The sequence below is a fragment of the Flavobacterium sp. genome, from assembly GCF_030146175.1.
Classification (GTDB): Bacteria; Bacteroidota; Bacteroidia; order Flavobacteriales; family Flavobacteriaceae; genus Flavobacterium.
Genome location: NZ_JASLCE010000158.1, coordinates 1 through 3,415, shown reverse-complemented (window position 1 = coordinate 3,415; position 3,415 = coordinate 1). Strand labels below are relative to the sequence as shown.

At 38.4% G+C, this 3,415-nt stretch carries 3 protein-coding genes and 2 pseudogenes; all 5 read left to right on the top strand.

Going from position 1 to position 3,415, the window contains the following annotated elements:
• Positions 1–158 (top strand): annotated as a pseudogene (locus Q1R07_RS16385) (30S ribosomal protein S12); the annotation flags it as partial.
• Positions 159–184: 26 nt separating this feature from the next.
• Positions 185–661 carry a 30S ribosomal protein S7 gene (rpsG, locus tag Q1R07_RS16380; protein WP_136403042.1) on the top strand — a complete coding sequence of 159 codons (477 nt, stop codon included), beginning with the start codon at positions 185–187 and terminating at the stop codon, positions 659–661.
• A gap of 19 nt (positions 662–680) precedes the next feature.
• Positions 681–2,816, top strand: coding sequence for an elongation factor G (fusA, locus tag Q1R07_RS16375; RefSeq protein WP_300492278.1), 2,136 nt, complete (start codon positions 681–683; stop codon positions 2,814–2,816).
• Between the two features lie 11 nt (positions 2,817–2,827).
• Positions 2,828–3,133 (top strand): 30S ribosomal protein S10, encoded by a 306-nt coding sequence (rpsJ, locus tag Q1R07_RS16370; RefSeq protein WP_136403044.1) that lies wholly within the window; start codon positions 2,828–2,830, stop codon positions 3,131–3,133.
• A gap of 116 nt (positions 3,134–3,249) precedes the next feature.
• A pseudogene (locus Q1R07_RS16365) lies at positions 3,250–3,415 on the top strand (50S ribosomal protein L3); the annotation flags it as partial.

The window sequence follows — 3,415 nt, the reverse complement described above, 5'->3', positions numbered from 1 at the left end:
AAGAGCACTCGATAGTATTAGTTAGAGGTGGAAGGGTAAAAGATTTACCAGGAGTTAGATACCACATCGTTCGTGGTGCTTTGGATACTGCCGGAGTTAACGGTAGAACTCAAAGAAGATCTAAGTATGGTGCTAAACGCCCTAAAGACAAAAAGTAATTTTTAAAAACTTTTAAAGAAAAGACATGAGAAAAAGACAGGCCAAAAAAAGACCTCTTTTACCAGATCCGAAATTTAACGACCAGTTAGTAACGCGTTTTGTGAATAACTTAATGTGGGATGGTAAAAAATCGACTGCTTTCAAAGTATTCTATGATGCTTTAGAGATCGTTGAGACTAAAAAGCAAGATGCAGAAAAATCCTCTTTGGAAATCTGGAAAGATGCATTAACTAATGTTATGCCTCACGTTGAAGTTCGTTCTCGTCGTGTAGGAGGAGCTACTTTCCAAATCCCGATGCAGATTCGTCCGGACAGAAAAATCTCTATGGCGATGAAATGGATGATTCTTTACGCTAGAAAAAGAAATGAGAAATCTATGGCAGGGAAACTTGCTTCTGAAATCTTAGCTGCTGCAAAAGAAGAAGGTGCTGCTGTTAAGAAAAGAATGGATACTCACAAAATGGCGGAAGCGAACAAAGCATTCTCTCACTTTAGATTTTAATTCATAAGAAACATTAGAAATGGCTAGAGATTTAAAATATACTAGAAATATCGGGATTGCTGCTCACATTGATGCGGGTAAAACTACAACAACTGAGCGTATTTTATTTTATACCGGGAAAACACACAAAATTGGTGAAGTACACGAAGGTGCTGCAACAATGGACTGGATGGAGCAAGAAGCGGAAAGAGGTATTACAATTACTTCTGCAGCTACAACTTGTACCTGGAATTTCCCAACTGAGCAAGGTAAAGCTACTGCTGATACTAAAGATTACCACTTTAACATTATCGATACCCCGGGTCACGTTGACTTTACAGTAGAGGTAAACCGTTCCCTACGTGTATTGGACGGATTGGTATTCTTATTCTCTGCAGTAGACGGAGTTGAGCCTCAGTCTGAAACAAACTGGAGACTTGCTGACAACTATAAAGTTCCACGTATGGGATTTGTTAACAAGATGGACCGTCAGGGTTCAAACTTCTTAGCAGTTTGTCAACAAGTAAAAGATATGTTGAAATCGAATGCAGTGCCATTGGTATTGCCAATCGGTGATGAAGCAGACTTTAGAGGAGTAGTAGATTTGATCAAAAACCAGGCGATCGTTTGGCATGATGATACTCAAGGAGCTACTTTTGATATCGTTCCAATTCCTGAAGATATGGTTGCTGATGCGAAACAATACAGAGCTCAGTTAATCGAGGAAGTGGCTGCATATGATGAAAACCTTTTAGAGAAATTCATGGAAGATGAAAGCTCTATTACTGAGGAAGAAATCAACAATGCATTAAGAAGAGCAACTATCGACATGGCGATTATCCCAATGTTGTGTGGTTCTTCATTTAAAAATAAAGGAGTTCAGTTCATGTTGGATTCAGTTTGTAAATTCTTGCCTTCTCCATTGGATAAAGAGGCTATCGAAGGTACAAATCCTGATACTGACGAGCCGATCTCTCGTAAACCATCCGTAAGTGAGCCATTTGCTGCTTTAGCATTTAAAATTGCTACCGATCCTTATGTAGGTCGTTTGGCATTCTTTAGAGCTTACTCTGGACGTTTAGATGCAGGTTCTTACGTATTGAACAACCGTTCTGGTAACAAAGAACGTATCTCTCGTATTTACCAAATGCACGCGAACAAACAAAATCCAATCGAATATATTGAGGCTGGAGATATCGGGGCTGCTGTAGGATTTAAAGATATCAAGACTGGAGATACGTTATCAGATGAGAAACATCCGATTGTATTAGAGTCTATGGTATTCCCTGATCCTGTAATTGGTATCGCTGTTGAGCCAAAAACTAAAGCTGACGTTGATAAAATGGGTATGGCTTTAGCGAAATTGGCTGAAGAGGATCCAACGTTTACAGTTAGAACTGACCATGCTTCAGGACAAACGATTATCTCTGGTATGGGTGAGCTTCACTTGGATATCATTGTAGATCGTATGCGTCGTGAGTTTAAAGTTGAGGTTAACCAAGGTGAGCCACAAGTTGAGTACAAAGAGGCATTTACAAGATCTGCACAACACAGAGAAACGTATAAAAAACAATCTGGTGGACGTGGTAAATTCGGTGATATCGTATTTAGAATCGAGCCTGCTGATGAAGTTGATGGAAAAGTGCCTGTAGGATTACAATTCGTTAACGAAGTTAAAGGTGGTAACGTTCCTAAAGAATATATCCCTGCTGTTGAAAAAGGATTTAGAGAGGCTATGAAGTCTGGTCCTTTAGCTGGATATGAAGTAGATAGTTTAAAAGTTACTTTATTGGATGGATCTTTCCACCCTGTGGATTCCGATGCGCTTTCATTCGAATTGGCTGCTAAAATGGGATATAAAGAGTCTGCTAAAGCGGCAGGTGCTGTAATCCTTGAGCCAATCATGAAGTTAGAGGTATTGACTCCGGAAGAGAACATGGGTGACATCGTTGGGGATTTGAACCGTCGTAGAGGTCAGATCAACAACATGGACGATAGAAATGGTGCTAAAGTTGTTAAAGCTAGTGTGCCACTTTCTGAAATGTTCGGATATGTTACTACATTAAGAACATTATCTTCTGGTAGAGCAACATCTACAATGGAATTCTCACACTATGCTGAGACACCAAGCAACATCTCTGATGATGTAATCAAAAAAGCAAAAGGTAACGCTTAATTTTTAGGAAAATGAGTCAAAAAATCAGAATAAAATTAAAGTCTTACGATCACAACTTAGTAGATAAATCTGCTGAGAAAATCGTAAAAACTGTAAAAAGTACAGGAGCTGTGGTAACTGGTCCAATTCCGTTGCCTACGCACAAAAAGATTTTCACTGTGTTACGTTCTCCACACGTAAACAAAAAATCAAGAGAGCAATTCGAAGTTAGTTCATACAAAAGATTATTAGATATCTATTCTTCATCTTCTAAAACAATTGACGCTCTAATGAAATTAGAGTTACCAAGCGGAGTTGAGGTAGAAATCAAAGTGTGATAAAACTCGCATTTTAAAGTATTTAAGCATTAAGTTTTTTTATTTAAAACTTAATGCTTACTTTTGCGCACTCTAAAAATAAAAATATTCAATAAGTAATTAATAATTAGTTTTATATGTCTGGGTTAATTGGTAGAAAAATCGGCATGACTAGTATCTTCGACGAGAACGGGAAAAATATTCCTTGTACAGTTATCGAAGCTGGTCCATGCGTTGTTACCCAAGTCAGAACCAATGAGGTTGACGGGTATGAAGCGTTACAACTTGGTTTCGATGACAAAA